The sequence below is a fragment of the Pseudomonas sp. LBUM1646 genome (assembly GCF_059716165.1).
Genome location: NZ_CP166810.1, coordinates 5,360,469 through 5,380,660, shown reverse-complemented (window position 1 = coordinate 5,380,660; position 20,192 = coordinate 5,360,469). Strand labels below are relative to the sequence as shown.

19 protein-coding genes are annotated in these 20,192 nt (G+C 58.6%); 13 read left to right on the top strand and 6 right to left on the bottom strand.

What is annotated here, in order from left to right; translation table 11 throughout:
- Positions 1 to 72: 72 nt before the first annotated feature.
- Positions 73 to 528 (bottom strand): DUF721 domain-containing protein, encoded by a 456-nt coding sequence (locus ACA071_RS24540; RefSeq protein ID WP_497641488.1) that lies wholly within the window; start codon positions 526 to 528, stop codon positions 73 to 75.
- Between the two features lie 307 nt (positions 529 to 835).
- Here ACA071_RS24540 and secA point away from each other — a divergent pair, with 307 nt between their 5' ends.
- The 4 genes from secA (at position 836) to ACA071_RS24520 (ending at position 6,619) form a co-directional block, all read left to right on the top strand.
- On the top strand, positions 836 to 3,571 hold the full coding sequence (gene secA / locus ACA071_RS24535) for a preprotein translocase subunit SecA (RefSeq protein ID WP_497641487.1): 2,736 nt from the start codon (positions 836 to 838) through the stop codon (positions 3,569 to 3,571).
- A gap of 121 nt (positions 3,572 to 3,692) precedes the next feature.
- Complete coding sequence (gene argJ / locus ACA071_RS24530; RefSeq protein ID WP_497641486.1) at positions 3,693 to 4,910, top strand: bifunctional glutamate N-acetyltransferase/amino-acid acetyltransferase ArgJ; 1,218 nt, start codon at positions 3,693 to 3,695, stop codon at positions 4,908 to 4,910.
- Between the two features lie 135 nt (positions 4,911 to 5,045).
- Complete coding sequence (locus tag ACA071_RS24525) at positions 5,046 to 5,678, top strand: glutathione S-transferase family protein (RefSeq protein WP_497641485.1); 633 nt, start codon at positions 5,046 to 5,048, stop codon at positions 5,676 to 5,678.
- Positions 5,675 to 6,619: a Nudix family hydrolase gene (locus ACA071_RS24520; RefSeq protein WP_497641484.1), complete on the top strand. Its 945-nt coding sequence runs from the start codon at positions 5,675 to 5,677 to the stop codon at positions 6,617 to 6,619. The genes ACA071_RS24525 and ACA071_RS24520 overlap by 4 nt, the downstream gene beginning before the upstream one ends.
- A gap of 110 nt (positions 6,620 to 6,729) precedes the next feature.
- Here ACA071_RS24520 and ACA071_RS24515 read toward each other — a convergent pair whose 3' ends face one another.
- From ACA071_RS24515 to ACA071_RS24505, 3 genes are read right to left on the bottom strand one after another with little or no spacing between them, the layout of a single operon-like run.
- Complete coding sequence (locus ACA071_RS24515; RefSeq protein ID WP_497641483.1) at positions 6,730 to 7,311, bottom strand: cob(I)yrinic acid a,c-diamide adenosyltransferase; 582 nt, start codon at positions 7,309 to 7,311, stop codon at positions 6,730 to 6,732.
- 2 nt (positions 7,312 to 7,313) lie between these two features.
- Positions 7,314 to 9,350, bottom strand: a complete 2,037-nt coding sequence (locus ACA071_RS24510; RefSeq protein ID WP_497641482.1) for a sensor histidine kinase — start codon at positions 9,348 to 9,350, stop codon at positions 7,314 to 7,316.
- 45 nt (positions 9,351 to 9,395) lie between these two features.
- Entirely contained in the window at positions 9,396 to 10,313 is a 918-nt protein-coding gene (locus tag ACA071_RS24505) for a putative 2-dehydropantoate 2-reductase (protein ID WP_497641481.1), read from the bottom strand.
- A 140-nt stretch (positions 10,314 to 10,453) separates the two neighbouring features.
- Between ACA071_RS24505 and ACA071_RS24500 the strand changes: the two genes are divergently transcribed.
- Both ACA071_RS24500 and ACA071_RS24495 read left to right on the top strand, forming a co-directional pair.
- Complete coding sequence (locus ACA071_RS24500) at positions 10,454 to 10,939, top strand: YajQ family cyclic di-GMP-binding protein (protein WP_028621905.1); 486 nt, start codon at positions 10,454 to 10,456, stop codon at positions 10,937 to 10,939.
- Positions 10,940 to 11,078: 139 nt separating this feature from the next.
- A complete protein-coding gene (locus ACA071_RS24495) occupies positions 11,079 to 11,921 on the top strand; it encodes a mechanosensitive ion channel family protein (protein ID WP_497641480.1) in 843 nt (280 codons plus the stop codon).
- 240 nt (positions 11,922 to 12,161) lie between these two features.
- Here the strand turns inward: ACA071_RS24495 and ACA071_RS24490 are convergent, their stop codons facing one another.
- Positions 12,162 to 13,463, bottom strand: coding sequence for an OprD family porin (locus ACA071_RS24490; RefSeq protein ID WP_497641479.1), 1,302 nt, complete (start codon positions 13,461 to 13,463; stop codon positions 12,162 to 12,164).
- 908 nt (positions 13,464 to 14,371) lie between these two features.
- Here ACA071_RS24490 and ACA071_RS24485 point away from each other — a divergent pair.
- Entirely contained in the window at positions 14,372 to 14,797 is a 426-nt protein-coding gene (locus ACA071_RS24485; protein WP_054045765.1) for an HIT domain-containing protein, read from the top strand.
- Positions 14,798 to 14,800: 3 nt separating this feature from the next.
- Positions 14,801 to 15,007 carry a SlyX family protein gene (locus tag ACA071_RS24480; protein ID WP_169373405.1) on the top strand — a complete coding sequence of 69 codons (207 nt, stop codon included), beginning with the start codon at positions 14,801 to 14,803 and terminating at the stop codon, positions 15,005 to 15,007.
- Positions 15,008 to 15,080: 73 nt separating this feature from the next.
- Here ACA071_RS24480 and ACA071_RS24475 read toward each other — a convergent pair whose 3' ends face one another.
- Complete coding sequence (locus tag ACA071_RS24475) at positions 15,081 to 15,683, bottom strand: cold-shock protein (protein ID WP_497641478.1); 603 nt, start codon at positions 15,681 to 15,683, stop codon at positions 15,081 to 15,083.
- 310 nt (positions 15,684 to 15,993) lie between these two features.
- Between ACA071_RS24475 and ACA071_RS24470 the strand changes: the two genes are divergently transcribed.
- The 5 genes from ACA071_RS24470 (at position 15,994) to ACA071_RS24450 (ending at position 20,158) form a co-directional block, all read left to right on the top strand.
- Entirely contained in the window at positions 15,994 to 16,464 is a 471-nt protein-coding gene (locus ACA071_RS24470) for a Dps family protein (protein WP_475267603.1), read from the top strand.
- A 267-nt stretch (positions 16,465 to 16,731) separates the two neighbouring features.
- Positions 16,732 to 17,046 carry a ribbon-helix-helix domain-containing protein gene (locus ACA071_RS24465; protein ID WP_169373407.1) on the top strand — a complete coding sequence of 105 codons (315 nt, stop codon included), beginning with the start codon at positions 16,732 to 16,734 and terminating at the stop codon, positions 17,044 to 17,046.
- 152 nt (positions 17,047 to 17,198) lie between these two features.
- Positions 17,199 to 17,420 (top strand): FmdB family zinc ribbon protein, encoded by a 222-nt coding sequence (locus ACA071_RS24460; protein WP_010457489.1) that lies wholly within the window; start codon positions 17,199 to 17,201, stop codon positions 17,418 to 17,420.
- Between the two features lie 94 nt (positions 17,421 to 17,514).
- On the top strand, positions 17,515 to 19,290 hold the full coding sequence (gene aspS / locus ACA071_RS24455) for an aspartate--tRNA ligase (protein ID WP_497641477.1): 1,776 nt from the start codon (positions 17,515 to 17,517) through the stop codon (positions 19,288 to 19,290).
- A gap of 121 nt (positions 19,291 to 19,411) precedes the next feature.
- Positions 19,412 to 20,158 carry a YebC/PmpR family DNA-binding transcriptional regulator gene (locus ACA071_RS24450; protein WP_497641476.1) on the top strand — a complete coding sequence of 249 codons (747 nt, stop codon included), beginning with the start codon at positions 19,412 to 19,414 and terminating at the stop codon, positions 20,156 to 20,158.
- Positions 20,159 to 20,192 lie beyond the last annotated feature (34 nt).

Below are 20,192 nucleotides of genomic sequence, written 5' to 3'. Positions count from 1 at the left end.
ATCGCAGCTCCTACATTTGATGGCGTACGCCCTGTAGGAGCTGCCGAAGGCTGCGATCTTTTGAACTTGCTTTTAATCTTTGGGTTTGGCGTGCGCCGCTAGCCGCTCCAGCGCCGCCCGCAAATTCGGATCGCTGATCCCGTCAGCCGTCGCCTGAATAGTCGCACCGGCATCGCTGGACAAACTGATGGTATGCCCCACCGCGCCCTGCTGGACGGTCGGTGGCTGTACCTTGAACAGAATCCGGGTCAGGCTGGCGAACTCGTCGAACAACTGCAACTGCCGTTGCAGGCGCTTCTGCTGGTAACGCAGGCGGGTGGCCCAGTGACCGTCGGTGACAATCAGCAATAAACTGCCTTCGCGCCACGAGGCCACATGGCAATGCTCGCGCGCGGCAGGCTGCAGTTGGCTTTCCACCAGACGTTGTAAATGACCCAGGCGTTGAGCCTGGCCGAAGATGGCTTTCAGCGGTTTGGCTTCGCGAAGCAGAACGGCGGGTGCTCTGGCCGTGAGAGGGCGAAATGCCATGATCAGACACCTGAAGTAACAGAGCGGCCATGGTAGCAGAAAGCACTCGATGAGCCTGACCCATTGCTTTGCGAGCGCTTTACCCATTAAATCAACAAGTAACTTCTACCGTGTATGGCTTGAAGTTCAGTAAAAAGCCCTTATTTTAAGTGAGCCCCGTAACAGCGCAGTGCATGCATCGTGGAATAACGCCACTTTCCTCACCATCGTTTCCGGGTAGAATGCTCGTTCGCATGCGGCCATGAGGGCTGCACGGGCGACTCACGGGGCCGCCCTCCATCCCTTTAGTGTGGAAGATCCTGCCGATATGTTTGCGCCTTTGTTAAAGAAACTTTTTGGAAGCAAGAACGAGCGTGAAGTCAAACGCATGCTCAAGACGGTGCAACTCGTCAATGCCTTCGAAGAGCAAATGGTGGCCCTTTCGGACGATCAATTGCGTGCCAAGACTGATGAGTTCAAGGCCCGCATCGCCAAAGGGGAAACCCTCGACAAGCTGTTGCCAGAAGCCTTTGCGGTCGCCCGCGAAGCCGGTAAGCGCGTCATGGGTATGCGTCACTTCGACGTCCAGCTGATCGGCGGCATGACCTTGCATGAAGGCATGATCGCGGAAATGCGTACCGGTGAAGGCAAGACCCTGGTGGCAACACTGGGTGTTTACCTGAACGCGCTGTCCGGCAAGGGCGTGCACGTTGTGACGGTGAACGACTACCTGGCCCGTCGCGACGCCAACTGGATGCGTCCGCTCTACGAATTCCTCGGCATGACGGTCGGCGTGGTGACGCCTTTCCAGCCGCCGGAAGAGAAACGTCTGGCTTACGCTGCCGATATCACTTACGGCACCAACAACGAATTCGGTTTTGACTACCTGCGCGACAACATGGCGTTCAGCATGGAAGAAAAATTCCAGCGCGAACTCAATTTTGCCGTGATCGACGAAGTCGACTCCATCCTCATCGACGAAGCCCGTACGCCGCTGATCATTTCCGGTCAGGCCGAAGACAGCTCCAAAATGTATGTCGAGATCAATAAACTGATCCCGCAGCTGGAACTGCACGTCGAAGAAGTCGAAGGCGAAGTCACCAAGGCTGGTCACTACACCGTCGACGAGAAGACCCGTCAGGTCGAACTCAACGAAGCCGGTCACCAGTTCATCGAAGACATGCTGACCCGCGTTGGCCTGCTGGCGGAAGGCGAGAGCCTGTACTCGTCGCATAACCTGGGCCTGCTGACCCACGTGTATGCCGGTCTGCGTGCGCACAAGCTGTTCCATCGCAACATCGAATACATCGTGCAGGACGGTCAGGTTGTCCTGGTCGACGAACACACCGGTCGTACCATGCCGGGCCGTCGTTTGTCCGAAGGCCTGCACCAGGCTATCGAAGCCAAGGAAAACCTGAACATCCAGGCCGAAAGCCAGACCCTGGCCTCGACCACGTTCCAGAACTACTTCCGTCTGTACAACAAGTTGTCCGGCATGACCGGTACCGCAGACACCGAAGCGTTCGAATTCCACCAGATCTACGGTCTGTCGGTGATGGTGATCCCGCCGAACAAACCGCTGGCGCGTAAAGACTACAACGACCTGGTGTTCCTCACCGCGGACGAGAAATACGCGGCCATCGTTGCCGACATCAAGGAATGCATGACCCAAGGCCGTCCGGTGCTGGTGGGTACTGCGACCATTGAAACGTCCGAGCACATGTCCAGCCTGCTGGTGAAAGAGGGCATCGAACACAAGGTTCTGAACGCCAAGTTCCACGAAAAAGAAGCCGAGATCATCGCCCAGGCCGGTCGCCCAGGCGCACTGACCATCGCCACCAACATGGCCGGTCGTGGTACCGACATCCTGTTGGGCGGTAACTGGGAAGTGGAAGTCGCTTCGCTGGAAGACCCGACCCCTGAGCAAATCGCTCAGATCAAGGCCGACTGGCAGAAACGTCACCAGCAAGTGCTGGAGTCCGGCGGCCTGCAGGTTATCGCTTCCGAGCGTCACGAATCGCGCCGTATCGACAACCAGCTGCGTGGTCGTGCCGGTCGTCAGGGTGACGCCGGTTCCAGCCGCTTCTACCTGTCGCTGGAAGACAGCCTGATGCGTATCTTCGCCTCTGACCGGGTGAAGAACTTCATGAAGGCCCTGGGCATGCAGTCCGGTGAGGCGATCGAGCACCGCATGGTGACCAACGCCATCGAAAAGGCTCAGCGCAAGGTTGAAGGCCGCAACTTCGATATTCGTAAGCAATTGCTCGAGTTCGATGACGTCAACAACGAACAACGTAAAGTGATCTATCACATGCGTAACAGTTTGTTGGCCGCCGACAACATTGGCGAAACCATCGCCGACTTCCGCCAGGACGTGCTCAACGCGACTGTCAGCGCGCACATTCCACCGCAATCGCTGCCTGAGCAGTGGGACGTTGCCGGTCTGGAAGCCGCATTGCAGAGCGATTTCGGCGTGGCGCTGCCGATCCAGCAATGGCTCGACGAAGACGATCACCTGTACGAAGAAACCCTGCGCGAGAAGCTCATGACCGAGCTGCTGGCGGCGTACAACGAGAAAGAAGAAGCGGCAAGCGCCGAAGCGCTGCGCAGTTTCGAGAAGCAAATCGTTCTGCGTGTACTCGACGACCTGTGGAAAGACCACCTGTCGACCATGGATCACCTGCGTCACGGCATCCACTTGCGTGGTTATGCGCAGAAGAACCCGAAGCAAGAGTACAAGCGCGAGTCGTACACGCTGTTCTCCGAGCTGCTGGATTCGATCAAACGCGACTCGATCCGTGTGCTGTCCCACGTTCAAGTCCGCCGTGAAGATCCGGAAGCAGAAGAGCAACGCCTGCGTCAGGAAGCCGAGGCACTGGCGGCGCGCATGCAATTCCAGCACGACGAAGCGCCGGGTCTTGAGCAACCGGAACTGCTCGGTGAAGAGGTCGATGTTGCCCTCGCCACCGCGCCAGTACGCAACGAACAGAAGCTGGGCCGTAACGAACTGTGCTACTGCGGTTCGGGCAAGAAATTCAAGCATTGTCACGGGCAGATCCAGTAAAACCCGTTCCAATCGCTGAAATACCCGCGCCGCGACCGGCATCAGCCGTCGCGGCGTTTTGCCATTTAAACCACCGTCGCTGCGACGCCGGTGCTGACATCATTTATTAAGGAGCGCATTCATGGCTGTTGGTCTTGGTCCTTTGCCAACGTTGCACCCGGTTGCCGGTTTTGAACTCGGTATCGCCTCGGCCGGCATCAAGCGTCCAGGGCGCAAGGATGTGGTAGTAATGCGCTGTGCCGAAGGGTCCACGGTTGCTGGCGTGTTCACCCTCAACGCCTTTTGCGCCGCGCCGGTGATCCTGGCCAAGCAACGTGTGCAAGGCCCGGTGCGTTACCTGCTGACCAACACCGGCAATGCCAACGCCGGCACCGGCGAACCGGGCTTGGCCGCTGCCGAGCGCACCTGCGCGAAGCTGGCTGAGCTGACCGGCGTCGATGCCAGCCTGGTGCTGCCGTACTCCACCGGTGTGATCGGCGAGCCGCTGCCGGTCGAAAAAATCGAAGGCGCCTTGCAAGCCGCCCTCGACGACTTGTCGGTGAACAATTGGGAAGCCGCGGCCACTGGCATCATGACCACCGACACCTTGCCTAAAGGCGCGAGCCGCCAGTTCCAGCATGATGGCGTGACCATCACCGTTACCGGTATCAGCAAAGGCGCGGGCATGATTCGGCCGAACATGGCGACCATGCTCGGCTACATCGCCACCGACGCCAAAGTCTCCCGCGACGTGCTGCAAAACCTGCTGCTGGACGGCGCCAACAAGTCGTTCAACCGCATCACCATCGACGGCGACACCTCGACCAACGACTGCTGCATGCTGATCGCCACCGGTCAGGCTGCACTGCCGGAAATCACCTCCGCCAGCGGTGAGCTGTTCGCCAAATTGAAGCAGGCCGTGTTTGAAGTGTGCATGGACGTGGCCCAGGCCATCGTCCGCGACGGCGAAGGTGCGACCAAGTTCGTCACCGTTGAAGTCAATGGTGGCGGCAATCACCAGGAATGCCTGGACGTCGGTTACACCGTGGCTCACTCGCCGCTGATCAAGACCGCGCTGTTCGCCTCCGACCCGAACTGGGGCCGCATCCTCGCAGCCGTTGGCCGTGCCGGCGTGCCGAACCTGGACGTGAGCAAGATCGACGTGTTCCTCGGTGACGTGTGCATCGCCAGCCGTGGCGCTCGTGCTGAGACCTATACCGAGGCCCAAGGCTCGGCAGTGATGCAGCAGGAAGAAATCACCATCCGTATCGAACTGGGTCGCGGCGATTGCAGCGAAACCATCTGGACCACCGACCTGTCCCACGAATACGTGAAGATCAACGCCGAATACCGCACGTAAGACCGAGTCGCCCGCATCACGGGCAAGCCTTGCTCCTACGGATAATTTGATCTGTAGGAGCAAGGCTTGCCCGCGATGACGGACTACCAGACGCTAGAAATTCTGGCTGCTACCTTCATCAAAAGGCGCCAAATCATGAGCCTCCACCTGATCATCGGCGATAAACTGCTTTCCTCCTGGTCCCTGCGCGGTGCCCTGGCCCTCGACCTGACCGGTGCTCCTTACACCGAAGAACTGATCAAGCTCGGCCAGCCGGACACTCGTGAACGCCTGCTCAAGCATTCGCCGACCGGCAAAGTCCCGCTGCTGAAAACCGAACACGGCGTCATCGCCGATTCGTTGGCGATTGCCGAATACCTGGCCGAGCAGTTCCCCGATGCCGGCCTCTGGCCCAAAGACACCGCCGCCCGCGCGCAGGCTCGTTCGGCCTGCGCGCAGATGCACAGTGGCTTTTTCGCCCTGCGCGGCAACATGTCGTTCGACCTGAGTCGCAACGAAGCGCTGTCCTCGACCCCGCCTGAGGTTCAGGCCGAAATCGAGCGCATGCTGGCGTTGTGGGCGGAATGCCGCGCGGTCGCCAGCGAAACCGGTCCATTCCTGTTCGGCGGTGCGACCCTGGCCGACGCGTTCTTCGCCCCGATTGCCGTGCGTCTGCGCACTTACCGGGTGAAACTGCCGGCGGAGGCTGAGGCCTACGTCGAAACCATTTACCAGTGGCCAGCCTTCAAGGCGTGGCAGAAGGCTGGTCTGGAGGAGGTAGCACAGTGAAACGAGTACACGTCGCCGCCGCGGTTATCCGTGACAACGCTGGCAGGATCCTGATTGCCCGTCGTGCCGATACCCAGCATCAGGGCGGCCTGTGGGAGTTTCCGGGTGGCAAGGTCGAGGCTGACGAGTCGGTCGAAACGGCCCTGGCCCGTGAACTTCAGGAAGAGTTGGGCATTGTCGTCGGTGCCGCGCGCCCGCTGATCAAGGTTCGCCACGATTACCCGGACAAGCAGGTGTTGCTGGATGTCTGGGAGGTCGCGGTATTTACCGGCGAGCCCCACGGTGCTGAAGGCCAGCCGTTGGAATGGGTCGCGCCCCGTGACCTGCTGAACTACGAGTTCCCGGCGGCTAACCAGCCGATCGTTGCGGCGGCACGGCTGCCGGCGGAATATTTGATTACTCCCGAAGACCTGGAAACCCCGGCCTTGCTGCGTGGTATCCAGAAAGCCATTGCCGGTGGCATCAAGTTGATTGTGTTGCGGGCACCCAACGGCTACGACCCCAAATACCGCGACCTGGCGGTGGATGCGGCGGGGCTGTGTGCCGGCAAGGCGCAGTTGATGATCAAGGGGCCGTTCGAGTGGCTGGGTGACTTCCCGTCCGCCGGTTGGCACATCACCGCCGCGCAGTTGCGCAAGTACGCGGAGAAGGGGCGGCCACTGCCGGCATCGCGCTGGTTGGCGGCGTCCTGCCATAACGCTGAAGAACTGGCGTTGGCCGAACAGATGGGTGTGGACTTTGTCACCCTGTCGCCGGTGCAACTGACCCAGACGCACCCGGATGGCCAGCCGTTGGGTTGGGAACAGGCGAAAGCCCTGATCGAAGGCTTCAGCAAACCGGTGTTCTTGTTGGGTGGGGTTGGCCCGGCGGATCGGCAGAAGGCTTGGGAAGCAGGGGCGCAGGGTGTGTCGGGGATTCGGGCGTTTTGGCCTGAGGCCTAACCCGATCGTTCCCACGCTCTGCGTGGGAATGCAGCAAGGGACGCTCCGCGTCCCAATGCGGACGCGGAGCGTCCGGGGATGCATTCCCACGCGGAGCGTGGGAACGATCACTAAACCTGAGGCTTCGCCGCCGCCTGCCACAAAATCTCTGCGATCCCCTGACGCTTGGCAATCACCCGCGCCACCACAAACAACAAATCCGACAACCGATTGATATACGCCAAGCCCACCCCGGCCAGCGGCTCAACGGCATTCAAATGCTGACACCGGCGCTCCGCACTGCGGGCCAGGCTGCGGCAGACGTGAGCCTGGGCAATCAACGCCGAACCGCCCGGCAGAATGAAATTCTCCAGCGGTCCCAACTCTTCATTCCAGACATCGATGGCGGCTTCCAGACGTTCGATTTCCGCCGCATTCAGCGCCTGATACACCGGCATCGCCAGTTCACCGCCGAGGTCGAACAGCCGATGCTGACAGGTCGCCAACACCTCGATCACTTCATTTAAACCCGGATACGCGGCACTTTCTGCCGCCAACCCGGCGAGCAATACGCCGACCTGGCTGTTCAGCGTATCGACTTCGCCAATGGCCTCGATCCGCGGATGATCCTTGGGCACTCGGCGGCCATCGCCCAGGCCTGTTTCGCCTTTGTCGCCGGTGCGGGTGTAAATCTTCGACAAGCGAAAGCCCATGGTTACCTCGGTAGCTGATTGAGTTCTTGGGAGACGAGCGGGGTGCCCGCCAACGGCAGGCGCAAGGTGAAACACGTGCCTTGGCCGAGGGTCGACTGCACTTCCATCTGACCCTTGTGGTTGTTGGTGATGATGAAATACGACACCGACAGCCCAAGGCCGGTGCCCTGGCCGATTTCCTTGGTGGTGAAGAACGGTTCGAAGGTGCGTTTGCGCACGTTTTCGCTCATGCCGATGCCGTTGTCCTCGACCTGGATTTCCGCCCACGGCGGGTTGAGCTTGGTGCGCAGGATAATCCGCCCGGGCTCGCGATCGTCTTCCCGTTGGTGAATCGCCTGGGCGGCGTTTTTCAGCAGGTTGAGCAGCACCTGCTCCAGTTCGTTGGCGGTGCCGGGCACCGGACCAAGTGCCGGGTCGAACTGGCGAATGATCGCCTGGCCCTTGAAGTCGAAGCCGATGGCCAGGTCGAAGTCGTTACCGGCGATTTCCACCGCTTGATCGATCAGCGCCGGCAGGTCGCACGGGGCCATTTGCCGGGTGCTGCGTCGGCTGAAACTGAGCATGTGCGTGACGATCTTCGCCGCCCGTGCGCCGGCCTGCTGGATGCCATCGAGCAACTGTGGGACTTCCCGCGCTTGCAGGTATTGATTGACCGTTTCCAGCTCAATGCCGACGTGCTCGGCCTGTTCGAGGTTCTTCGGCAAATCCGGGGACAGCCGCCGGCGGATGTTTTGCACGTTGTGCAGGATCGCGCCCAGCGGGTTGTTGATTTCGTGGGCCATACCGGCGGCGAGGCCACCGACCGAGAGCATTTTTTCCGACTGCACCATCATTTCTTCGAGGGACAGGCGCTGGGTGATGTCGTCGATCCGGATCACCACGCCACGCCCGGCACCGCCCATCAACGGATAGAAGGTCAGGGCGTAGTGCTTGGCTTCATCGTCCTTGATCCAGGTCACCCGCTCGATCTTGGCCACGGTGTGCTGCTCGACGGTTTGCTTGAGTTGCGGCAGGAACGGCTTGAGCGGTTCGAACGCGAGGAAGATCGGCTGGTTCAGCGCTTCATCCAGGCGTGTGCCGGACAAGGCGCTGGCCTCCTGATTCCACTGGGTCACGTAGAGTTGTTCGTCGAGGGCGATCAACGCGGACGGCATCGAGTCGATGATGCTGTTGAGGTAGTTCTGGAAGCCGGTGAGTTTCTTCTCGATCTTGCTCCGCACCTGGACTTCGAGTTCCAGCTTGCGGTTGGTGTGGCGGGTTTCTTCCGCCAGACCCTGGGCTTGGTCGTAAGCAGCCTGGGAATCGTCCCGGGCGCGTTTGAGCTGCTGCTCCCTGGCTTCAATGCGCGAGAGCATGGTGTTGAACGCCTCGGCCAGGCTGCCGATTTCATCGTGGTTGCCCCGGGAGGCGCGCAAAGCATAGTTCTCTTCCCGGGTGACTTGCCGGGACAGTTCTTCGAGTTCATGGATCGGTCGGGTGATCAGGCGTTTGATCTGCCGGGCGATTACCAGCCACAGCAGCACGCTGAAGATCAGGATCCCCAGGCTCGCGGTCAGGGTGCCGGTATAGAACGCCACTGGCAGTTCGCTGCTCGCCACCAGCAGCAGGTGACCCGGCTCGGTGCCGGGGCGGGGCAGGGTGATGATTTGATTGCTGCGAAACTCGGTCGCTTGCCAGGCTTCGATATGCCGGTAGCGCTCCGGCAGCTTGAGCTTTTCGCCGTGTTGCAACTGCGCCAGGCGCACGCCGTCACCGTCATACAGCGCCGCTGCGCGCAAGGGTGAATAGCTGTTGAGTTCGTTGAGCAAGCGTTCGGCGCTTTGGGGCGACTTCAATGCTTCGGACACCAGGCTCGGGTTGGACACCAGTCGGCCGATGGTCTGCAGGGCCTGGGGCGCCATGCTTTCCTGGGAAATATAGTACGCGGCGCTGATAAAGGTCAGGTTGGCGACCAGCAGGACGGTGATCAACAGCACCAGCAGGGCGGCCAGCAGTTTCTGGCCGACTGGAAGGTTTTCGAGGCGCTGGCGCAGTGGCATCAGGGTCATCGCTGAAAAGGAACAAGTGGCCAGCGTAGCCGCTGCTCAGTCGCTGGGCAATCCAAGGCTGTGCAGATGAGTGATCAGCCGCTGCTGTAATTGATGCAGATGCGGCAGGTGTAACTGGTGCCGCGCCGCGACTTTGCAGACATGGCCCAATAGATAGCTGATTTCGGTTCGGCGCTGATTGGCGACATCCTGATACATCGAAGAGTAATTGGCGGCGGTGGCGTGGATCACCCGTTCCACTTCCTGCTGAAGATCCTCGGCGGCAGCAGGTTGGCCACAGCGCTCCAGTAACTCGGTCAGCTCGGCGCAGAGGGTGGCGACCTCGCAATGGTGCTGTTGCAAACCGCCGTTGCGACAATCGTGCAGCACGGTCAGTGGATTGATCGCGCAGTTAAGCGCGAGCTTTCGCCACAGCCGAGTCAGGATGTCGGTGCTCCACTCGTGGGGAATCCCCGCGGCGCTCAAGTCGTCCAGCCAGATCGGTGCCACCGGATGGCCGGCATCCCCCAGCCAAGTGTAGCCGTGGCCTGCGAACACCACGCGCCAGTCGCCATCGCGAAACGCACCCTCGGTGCTCGATGCGCTGATGCAGCGCGCCTGGGGCACCTTCGCGGCGACTGCATCCTGGCTGCCGAGGCCGTTCTGCAACAGGATCAGTTCGGCGCCAGGGGCCAGGCGCGGCGCCAGCCGGGCCACCGCGTTCTCGGCGTCGTAGGCTTTGCAGGCCACCAGCAGTCGATTGATCTGCTCGCCGCTGTCTGGTGTTTCACCAGGCACCGCATAGGTTGTTGCGTTGCCGTGCTCCACCAGTGTCAGACCGCCGGCCGCCTGATAGGCCTGCAAACGTTTTTCGTCCCGCACGATCAACCGGACCGGAACGCCGGCCCGCGCCAGGCGGGTAGCCCATAACGTGCCAAGGCTACCGGCGCCCAAAACATGCCAGGTGGTGGACATCAGCTTTTTGCTCGGTTTGAGTCAGGCATGTGAGGCTCGCAGTATCGGTTGGAAAAGACCCGTTATAATGAGCCCGATTTTAACCGCAAGCCAAGCGCGCTCCATCGTGATCGAGCGCGCCTTTTTATTGGAGAAACTACATGCCGTCGTTCGACGTGGTATCCGAACTGGACAAACACGAAGTCACCAACGCGGTCGAGAACGCCGTCAAGGAACTCGATCGTCGTTATGACCTGAAAGGCAAGGGCACCTTCGAGTTCAAGGAAAAGGACCTGACCGTCAACCTGACCGCTGAAGCCGACTTCCAGCTCGAAGCGATGATCGAAATCCTCAAGCTGGCCCTGGTCAAGCGCAAAATCGACGTGCAATGCCTTGAAGTCAAGGACGCTTACGCGTCGGGCAAGCTGATGAAGCAGGAAGCCGTTCTCAAGGAAGGCATCGACAAAGAGCTGGCGAAGAAAATCGTCGCTCACGTCAAGGACGCCAAGCTCAAGGTCCAGGCCTCCATTCAAGGCGAGCAAGTGCGCATCACCGGCAAGAAGCGCGACGATTTGCAGGAAGCCATTGCGGCCCTGCGCGCCAAGACGTTCGACATGCCGCTGCAGTTCAACAACTTCCGCGACTGACGTTTCAAAGCGGGAACCTCCTGGCGTTTTCGGCGTCCGAGGCCCCAGCAATGGCAGAATCGATCATATCCCTGTGGAGGTGGTCTTTTCTGCCGCTTATTTTTCGCGTGCCGGATGGCCGGAAATCAGGAGAAAGTAGATGGATTTGAATACTGAAGTGGACAATCTGGTCAAGGCGTCTCAAGCCTGGATTCCGATGATCATGGAGTACGGCAGCCGCGTATTGCTGGCGGTGCTCACCCTGGCCATCGGCTGGTGGCTGATCAACAAGGTCACGAACAAGCTCGGCGGTTTGCTGGCCCTGCGTAACGCCGACCTGGCGCTGCAAGGCTTTATCAGCAGCCTGGCCAACATCATTCTCAAGGTGCTGCTGATTGTCAGCGTCGCTTCAATGATCGGTGTTGAAACCACCTCGTTCGTTGCGGCCATCGGTGCGGCCGGCCTGGCCATCGGCCTGGCGTTGCAGGGCAGCCTGGCGAACTTCGCCGGCGGCGTGCTGATTCTGTTGTTCCGCCCGTTCCGCATTGGTGACTGGATCGAAGCGCAAGGTGTGGCCGGTACGGTCGACAGCATCCAGATCTTCCACACCGTGCTGCGCACTGGTGACAACAAAACCATCATTGTCCCGAACGGTAACCTGTCGAACGGCATCATCACCAACACTAACCGTCAGCCGACCCGCAAAGTCGTGTTTGATGTGGGTGTGGATTACGAAGCGGACTTGCAAAAGGCCCGTGAAGTATTGCTTGAACTGGCCAAGGATGAGCGCGTCATGGCCGAGCCGGCTCCTCAGGCGGTGATTTCGACCTTGGGTGATAGTTCGATCACTGTCTCCTTGCGAGTGTGGGTCAAGACCGCCGATTACTGGGATGTGATGTTCATGTTCAATGAACAGTCGCGTGATCGCTTGAAGACTGCCGGTATCGATATCCCGTTCCCGCAACGAGTTATTCGGGTGGTTCAGGAAGCAACGCCACAGTAACGGTGCTTTTTTAACTTGGCTGTTCGGTCAAGTTAAAACCGTGAACCCAAGAGTCGATAAGGCGCTTGGGTTTTTTTATGGCTATCGTTTAGAAAAGGTAGCTTGCTAATGTTATTAGTTGGAGTTAATTAGCTTGCTTGCGAAGTTGCAGCGCAACAGACATAAAAAACCGCCCACCTGAGACAGGTGGGCGGTTTTTGTTAGAGCAGAGCTCTACAGTACGACCGGTTTACATCCTTATTACAGGATGGTCAGCGGGTACTCAACGATCAAGCGTACGTCGTTGTTGTCCGCAGTGTAGTCGGTGTTGTAGGCACCGTTTGCACGATAGATCGCGCTACGCAGGCGGAACGACAGATCCTTGGCCGGACCTTCCTGGAGAACGTACTTGGTTTCGAAGTTGAACTCGTGTTCCTTACCTTCGGTATCGGAGGACGTCTTGATGTTGTCGCCGTATACGTAGCGAGTCATGAAGCTCAGGCCAGGAACGCCGTAGGTTTTCATGTTCAAGTCGTAGCGAGCCTGCCACGAACGTTCGTCAATACCGATAAAGTCGGAGATCTGGATGGAGTTGGCTACGAAGATCGTGCCGTTACCGTCAACGCCGTACAGGTAGTTGGTGTCGCCAGTCGAACGCTGGTGAGCAATGGTGAATTTGTGCGCACCAATGCTGTAGGCCGCCGCGAGGCTCCACAGTTTGTTGTCGAGATCGCCGTACAGCTCTTGACCCTGAGATTTGGTCTTGTAGCCGTTGAAGTCGAGGTTCAGCGACTGTTCGTCGTTGATCGGGAAGGTGTAGTTGGCGTTGATGTACTGCTTCTTGAAGTAGTCATCGACGTCGGATGCAGCCACACCAGCAACGAAGTTGTCAGTGAACTGATAGGTTGCGCCAGCGATGTTGGCACTGGTCAAGCCCGGGGTGTTCTTGCCGTTGATGCTGTCCTTGCCCATGCCGGTTTGCGAGCTCAGGGCTGTGAAACGACCAGCGCTGACTTCCAGGCCTTTGATTTCCTTGCTGGTGATCAAGGTGCCTTCAGCGACTTCTGGCAGCAGACGGCTGTCATCGGTAGCGAATACAGGGCTGGCAACGAATTGACGACCGTATTTCAGCGTGGTGTCGGAGAGGCGGAATTTAACAGCTGCGCCACCTTTGGATTGGGTGTTTTCAGGGTCTTGGCCTTCGCTGTTGGTAGCGAAAAGACCGTTCCCGGAGCGACCTTCGCCGCCATCCAGCTTGGCGGTGCCCCCGAGGAAGGCATCAACGCCAACCCCGATGGTGCCTTGAGTGAAGCCCGATTCGTAGGTCAGCAGTTCGCTGATACCGGTGTCCTGGCGATAACCGCTTTTAAAGGATCCGTCAGCTTGTCGAATGTTGCCCGCGCCATTACGGAAGTCGCGGTTCATGTACTCAATACGGGTTTTTGCTGTCAGATGACTATCTTCAACAAAACCTTTGGCGTCGTCCTGGGAGGACGCGATTGCGAACTGCGAGGTGCCTGCTGAAACAGCCAGTGCGATCATGCTCCACTTCATCACGCGCATCGTGATTTGCTCCTTTGGTTTTTAGAAGAGTACTGCCGTCCCACCTGTTTTATTATCTGGGCGGCTCTTTCTTTTTGTGTCGGCGCAAACTTATATCACGCCGACAATGTTGGCGATACTTACGCATCTAACCTTTCAGCTTCTTTACGACACTGTCGCAAACTGCTGTGTAGATGTCGCAAATTTACAACCTCGATGCAAGCGGATTAACAACTTAGGCGCTGTTTTCCAAAGCTTTAGCGTCGATAAAAAGAGTCCCTGGTGAAACGTTTGAATCTCCATCGGGCAACCCTGCCGCTGTTTTTATTTGTCTCAAGGCTCCCACTTCCAGCAGGGCACTTGTAGACGATATGGGTGTGAATGCAACAAGCGTGCTCAAACCAGAATTTCGTTGCCGTTTTTTTCTGTAGGCACATTCGCTGCTGTAAAAACCTCATAAAACCGGGGGTTTCAAGCGCGTTTTGTTTGGGCTTGACGCCATCCTTGGCATTGTGTTGCGCGCTGATGACAATTGCGCGACCACGAAAAACGTTACCGGTTCACCCCGTAAGTGAGTAATTGGCGGATCCCCGACGGACTCAGCGTAGTCGCGATGTGCGGTTTTGGTGCAATAAATTTCATTCTCTGTGCTGTATTCATACAGTGTGGCCAATGGTTGGGCGCGAACAGATGAGTGTTTGTCGGTCATTTCAGCGTTTTTCGCAGCGACATCGGTTCTGTAATGGTGCGCTCCGGCGAAAAATGTCTCATCTCGGGGCGCGCGTCCCGCATGGCTGAACTGATCGCGCGGGCCGGGTTCGTCGTGAAGCCTGGGGCATTCGCAGGTATGCTGCGGTCCTGTCGCTTGGCGCGCAGCCTCTGAGGAGGGCGCTAAGCTGAAAATGATGAAACAGGCGGGAGTGCGCGCAGTGTTCGCTTTAGATCCACGACTTCAACAAGACACGTTACCCATCGGCGATTTCCCTCTGTGCCGGTTGCTCTTGTCCAACGATTCGAACTACCCCTGGTTCATCCTGGTGCCGCGCCGAGAAGATATCAGCGAGTTGTTTCAGTTAGATGTCGCCGATCAGCAGCAGCTATGGCAGGAAACCACCGCCCTGGCGGAAATGCTCAAGGACTCGTTCGACGCCGACAAGTTGAACGTTGCTGCGTTGGGTAACGTGGTCAGTCAGTTGCATATGCATGTGATTGTGCGCAAACGCGAGGATGCCGCCTGGCCCGCCCCGGTCTGGGGCAAACACCCGGCCAAACCCTACAGCGCCGAGCAGGTCGCGGTGATCCGCGAACGGCTGCGCCTGGTCTTGACCGATCACTTCACGTTTCTGGAGGGCTGAGCCATGGGCCTGGAAGAACGCGTCAACGATCTGGAAAGCCAACTGGCGTTCCAGGACGACACCATTCAGTCATTGAACGATATCCTGGTGACACAGCAGCGGGCGGTCGAGCGCCTGCAGCTGCAAATGGCCGCGCTGCTGCGGCGTCAGGAAGAGATGGCCGGCCAGTTCGAGTCCTCCGAAGAAGAGGCGCCGCCGCCGCACTATTGAGTGGACGGCTAAACGCCGGGCAATAAAAAACCGCGAACAGCCAGGCTGCTCGCGGTTTTTTTATCGCTGAGGATCAGCGACGGGGCAGTGCGGCAATCACATCTTCGGCTTGCAGGCCTTTGTCGCGATTCATCACGGAGAACTCCACGCGCTGGCCTTCGACCAGGACGCGGTGACCTTCGCCACGAATGGCCCGGAAGTGCACGAAAATATCATCGCCGGAATCCCGGGAGATAAAGCCGAAGCCTTTGGAGGTGTTGAACCACTTGACGGTGCCAGTATCGCGGTTGCTCATGTCATAGCTTGGCGAGGAGGCGGCGGGTGAAGATTTGTAAAAGCTGATGGCCAGGTGCAGAAGGACCGCGACCACGGCAGTCAACAGGCTGAACAGAACGGAAGGTTGGCCGGCGATGAAAGGCATCTTCGCGATCAGTGTCAGGGTTTGCAGGACAACAGCCAGGATCAGCAGGGCGCTGACGAGGTTTTGCAGTTGGTGACGAGGACCTTTGTTCCAGTACGGGATAACCGGAGCGAGGGTCAGGTTGAGCAGGCCGAAAAAGGCCAGGTACAGCGCATCGGGTTGTTGCAGGTAAGGAACAGCTTCGGGTTGCAAGCTAGGGAAGAAGGACAGCAGCAAGGCTGCTGCGCCCATTAGCAGGTGGACGATTTTCAACATTTTGATTGACTCACGTTAAGACGGATCACAAGGAAGAGCTGATTGAGCACGGTTCGCTTCAGAACAATAAGAGGCGGTGGACACGTACCCGCTACCAGCCTATGCGCTGCACCCGGAAAAATAGGGGCGTAGCGACACACTGCCTATTTAACAGCAAAGCCTTCGGCTACTCAAATCAGGGAGGCCAGCGGTGCCCCCGTGGTCGATTTGTCGCAGGTCGGTGGGGCATCCGGGGCTGCAGGGTGTAGACAGCCTTGCTACAGTGGTCCTGCACTTGTCGGATGAATTTCATCACCTTTAGGGGATAAGCATGGCAATCGATATCGGTATCAGTGAAGAGGATCGCAAGTCCATCGTCGACGGGCTGTCGCGTCTGTTGTCGGACACTTACGTGCTTTATTTGAAAACCCATAACTTCCACTGGAACGTCACGGGGCCCATGTTCCGTACCCTGCACCTGATGTTCGAGGAGCAATATAACGAATTGGCCCTGGCGGTCGATTCGATTGCCGAACGAATTCGTGCGTTGGGCTTCCCGGCGCCCGGTGCCTATTCGGTGTACGCGCGTCTTTCTTCTATTAAAGAAGAAGAGGGCGTACCCAGTGCCGAGAACATGATCAAGCAACTGGTCGACGGCCAGGAAGCGGTGACCCGGACGGCACGCGGGATCTTCCCGTTGCTGGACAAAGTCAGCGACGAGCCAACGGCGGACTTGCTGACCCAGCGCATGCAGGTCCATGAAAAAACCGCGTGGATGCTGCGCTCGTTGCTGGATCAGTAATCAGGCGGGTGCGCGGATGGCGCCGGGGGCGTCGTTCGCGCACCGCTTTTTCTTTCAGGCAAACACCCTTTCAGTTAAAGAAAATAACCTGGGCACTGTGGGAAATTGTCCGGCGTAGGACTGTGTCCGTGATCCTCTCTTCGTTGTTGGCTTATCCTACGTTGATGGTCATAAAGTCATCTGGATATAACTTTGCGCCTGCGTTTTGATAAGGGCACAGGAGGTTGCTCTTATCGAAACCAGGGATGGCAAAGGAGTGTCAGCGGTATGGTTTATGGAGAAAGTCGAAGCGAGTGGAGGCCCGGTGCACAACCGGCTATAAAGGTTGATCCGTTCGTCAGTGAATTTGATATGGGGCTGGCCAGGCCTTTATCCCGATCGGTGCGCTTGAACGGTTTTGCGACTTGCCTGCGGCTTGAGCAGGTCTACTGGGAAATCCTGGGCGAAATGGCCACGCTCAATGGTTGCTCCGTCAGTGCACTGTTGTCCCACGTGGATCGCGAGGTGCATTTGCGTCACGGCGGGGTGAAGAATTTCACCGGGCTGGTGCGAGTTGTCTGTGTCGTACACAGCTTGAAGTAACGCACGTTCCCCCCGTGGTTCACGCCGGAGCGGGTGGTATGTCGGCCTGTGCAGTCTTACGGCTGCACAGGCTGCATTTAATGGATATAATCCCGCTCTTTGCCGCAAAACCCAGCGTAAGCGGTAGCAATCTGATCGCCGAGACAACCCCCATGCCGATGTACGACTATCAATGTGCTTCCTGTGGTCATCAGTTGGAAGCCATTCAAAAGATCAGCGCAGCACCGCTGGTCGACTGCCCTGCGTGCCAGGCGCCAGAGCTCAAGAAGATGCTGTCCATGCCGGGTTTCCGCCTCAGCGGCACCGGCTGGTACGAAACCGATTTCAAGACCGGGTCCAAGAAGAATCTGGCCGGCGGCGACAAAGCTGACTAGGGTCTGGAACCTGAGTTGAACGACACGCGTGAGCTCTTGCAACATCTGCAAGGCCTCCAACCGAATTTCGATTACGAGAAGTGAAACCACTACCATGATGCGCAGCCATTATTGCGGCCAACTGAACGAAGCCCTGGAAGGCCAGGAAATTACCCTTTGCGGATGGGTTCACCGTCGCCGTGACCACGGTGGGGTGATTTTCCTCGATATCCGTGATCGTGATGGTCTGGCCCAAGTGGTATTCGATCCGGACCGCGCCGAGAGCTTCGCCGCCGCCGATCGCGTGCGCAGCGAATACGTCGTGAAGATCACCGGCAAGGTGCGCCTGCGTCCGGCCGGTGCCACCAACGCCAACATGGCGTCGGGCATGATTGAAGTGCTGGGCTACGAGCTCGAAGTACTGAACGAGTCGGAAACCCCCCCGTTTCCGCTCAACGAGTTCTCCGATGTCGGCGAAGAAACCCGCCTGCGTTATCGTTTCCTTGACCTGCGTCGCCCGGAAATGCTCGAGAAGCTGCGTCTGCGTTCGCGCATGACCACCAGCATCCGTCGCTTCCTGGACGAGAACGGCTTCCTCGACGTCGAGACGCCGATCCTGACCCGTGCCACTCCGGAAGGCGCTCGTGACTACCTGGTGCCGAGCCGTACCCACGCCGGTTCCTTCTTTGCCTTGCCGCAATCGCCACAGCTGTTCAAGCAACTGCTGATGGTCGCCGGCTTCGACCGCTACTACCAGATCGCCAAGTGCTTCCGTGACGAAGACCTGCGGGCTGACCGCCAGCCGGAATTCACCCAGATCGACATCGAGACCAGCTTCCTCGATGAAAAAGAGATCATGGGCATCACCGAACAAATGATCCGCAACCTGTTCAAGGAAGTGCTGGATCTGGAATTCGGCGACTTCCCGCACATGACCTTCGAAGAAGCCATGCGCCGTTACGGTTCCGACAAGCCGGACCTGCGTAACCCGCTGGAACTGGTTGACGTTGCCGACCAGCTTAAAGAAGTCGATTTCAAGGTGTTCAGCGGCCCGGCCAACGACCCGAAATGCCGCATTGCCGCCCTGCGCGTTCCAGGCGCTGCGAGCATGCCGCGCAAGCAGATCGACGACTACACCAAGTTCGTCGGCATCTACGGTGCCAAGGGCCTGGCGTACATCAAGGTCAACGAGCGCGCCAAAGGCGTCGAAGGCCTGCAGTCGCCAATCGTCAAGAACATTCCTGAAGCCAACCTCAATGTGATCCTCGATCGCGTTGGCGCGGTTGACGGCGACATCGTGTTCTTCGGTGCCGACAAAGCCAAGATCGTCAGCGAAGCCCTGGGCGCGCTGCGGATCAAGGTCGGCAACGACCTGAACCTGCTGACCTGCAAGTGGGCGCCAATGTGGGTCGTCGACTTCCCGATGTTCGAAGAGAACGACGACGGCAGCTTCACCGCCTTGCATCACCCGTTCACTGCGCCGAAGTGCACCCCGGAAGAGCTGGAAGCCAACCCGGCGACCGCGCTGTCCCGTGCCTACGACATGGTCCTGAACGGCACCGAGCTGGGTGGCGGTTCGATCCGTATCCACCGCAAGGAAATGCAGCAGACCGTGTTCCGCCTGCTGGGTATCAATGAAGCGGAACAGGAAGAGAAATTCGGCTTCCTGCTCGACGCCCTGAAATACGGCGCGCCGCCGCACGGTGGTTTGGCCTTCGGTCTGGACCGTCTGGTGATGCTGATGACCGGCGCCCAGTCGATCCGTGAAGTGATCGCGTTCCCGAAAACCCAGAGCGCGGCGGACGTCATGACTCAGGCACCGGGTGCGGTAGATGCCAAGGCATTGCGCGAATTGCACATTCGTCTGCGCGAAGCGCCAAAGGCTGAGTAAGGCTGACCCTGAAGGCGCATCCTTATGGGATGCGCCTTTTTTATAGGTCGAGATTTTTTTCTTGCCGGCCGGTGCGAAAAAGCGCAGCGGGCAATGTTTCAAAGAGAATTCGGAGCGAGATATGGCGGGTCATTCCAAGTGGGCGAACATCAAGCACCGCAAAGAACGTCAGGATGCCAAGAAGGGCAAGATTTTCACCAAGTGGATACGTGAGCTGACCGTTGCGGCCCGTCAGGGCGGCGGTGATCCAGGCTCCAACCCGCGTCTTCGTCTGGCGCTGGACAAGGCCCTTGGTGCAAACATGAGCCGCGACATCATTGATCGCGCGGTGGCCCGCGGTGCCGGCGCTGCCGATACCGACGACATGGTCGAACTCAGCTACGAAGGCTACGGCCCGGGCGGCGTGGCGGTGATGGTCGAGTGCATGACCGACAACCGTAACCGCACCGCAGCCGCTGTGCGCCATGCCTTCAGCAAATGCGGCGGCAACCTGGGCACTGACGGTTCGGTGGCTTATCTGTTCGAGCGCAAGGGGCAGATTTCCTTTGCGCCGGGCGTCGATGAAGATGCGCTGATGGAAGCGGCCATGGAAGCCGACGCCGATGACGTGGTCACCCACGAAGACGGCTCGATCGACGTGTTCACCTCGTTTGCCGGGTTCTATTCCGTGCGTAACGCCCTCGAAGCAGCCGGTTTCAAAGGCGATGACGCGGAAATCGTTATGCTGCCGACTACCAGTGCCGAACTGGACCTGGAAGGCGCCGAGAAGGTCCTCAAGCTGATCGACATGCTCGAAGACCTGGATGACGTGCAGAACGTCTACTCCAACGCGGACATTCCGGAGTCGGTTGCCGAACAGCTCGGTTGATGTACTTATAAAAGATCGCTGCCTTCGCAAAGCC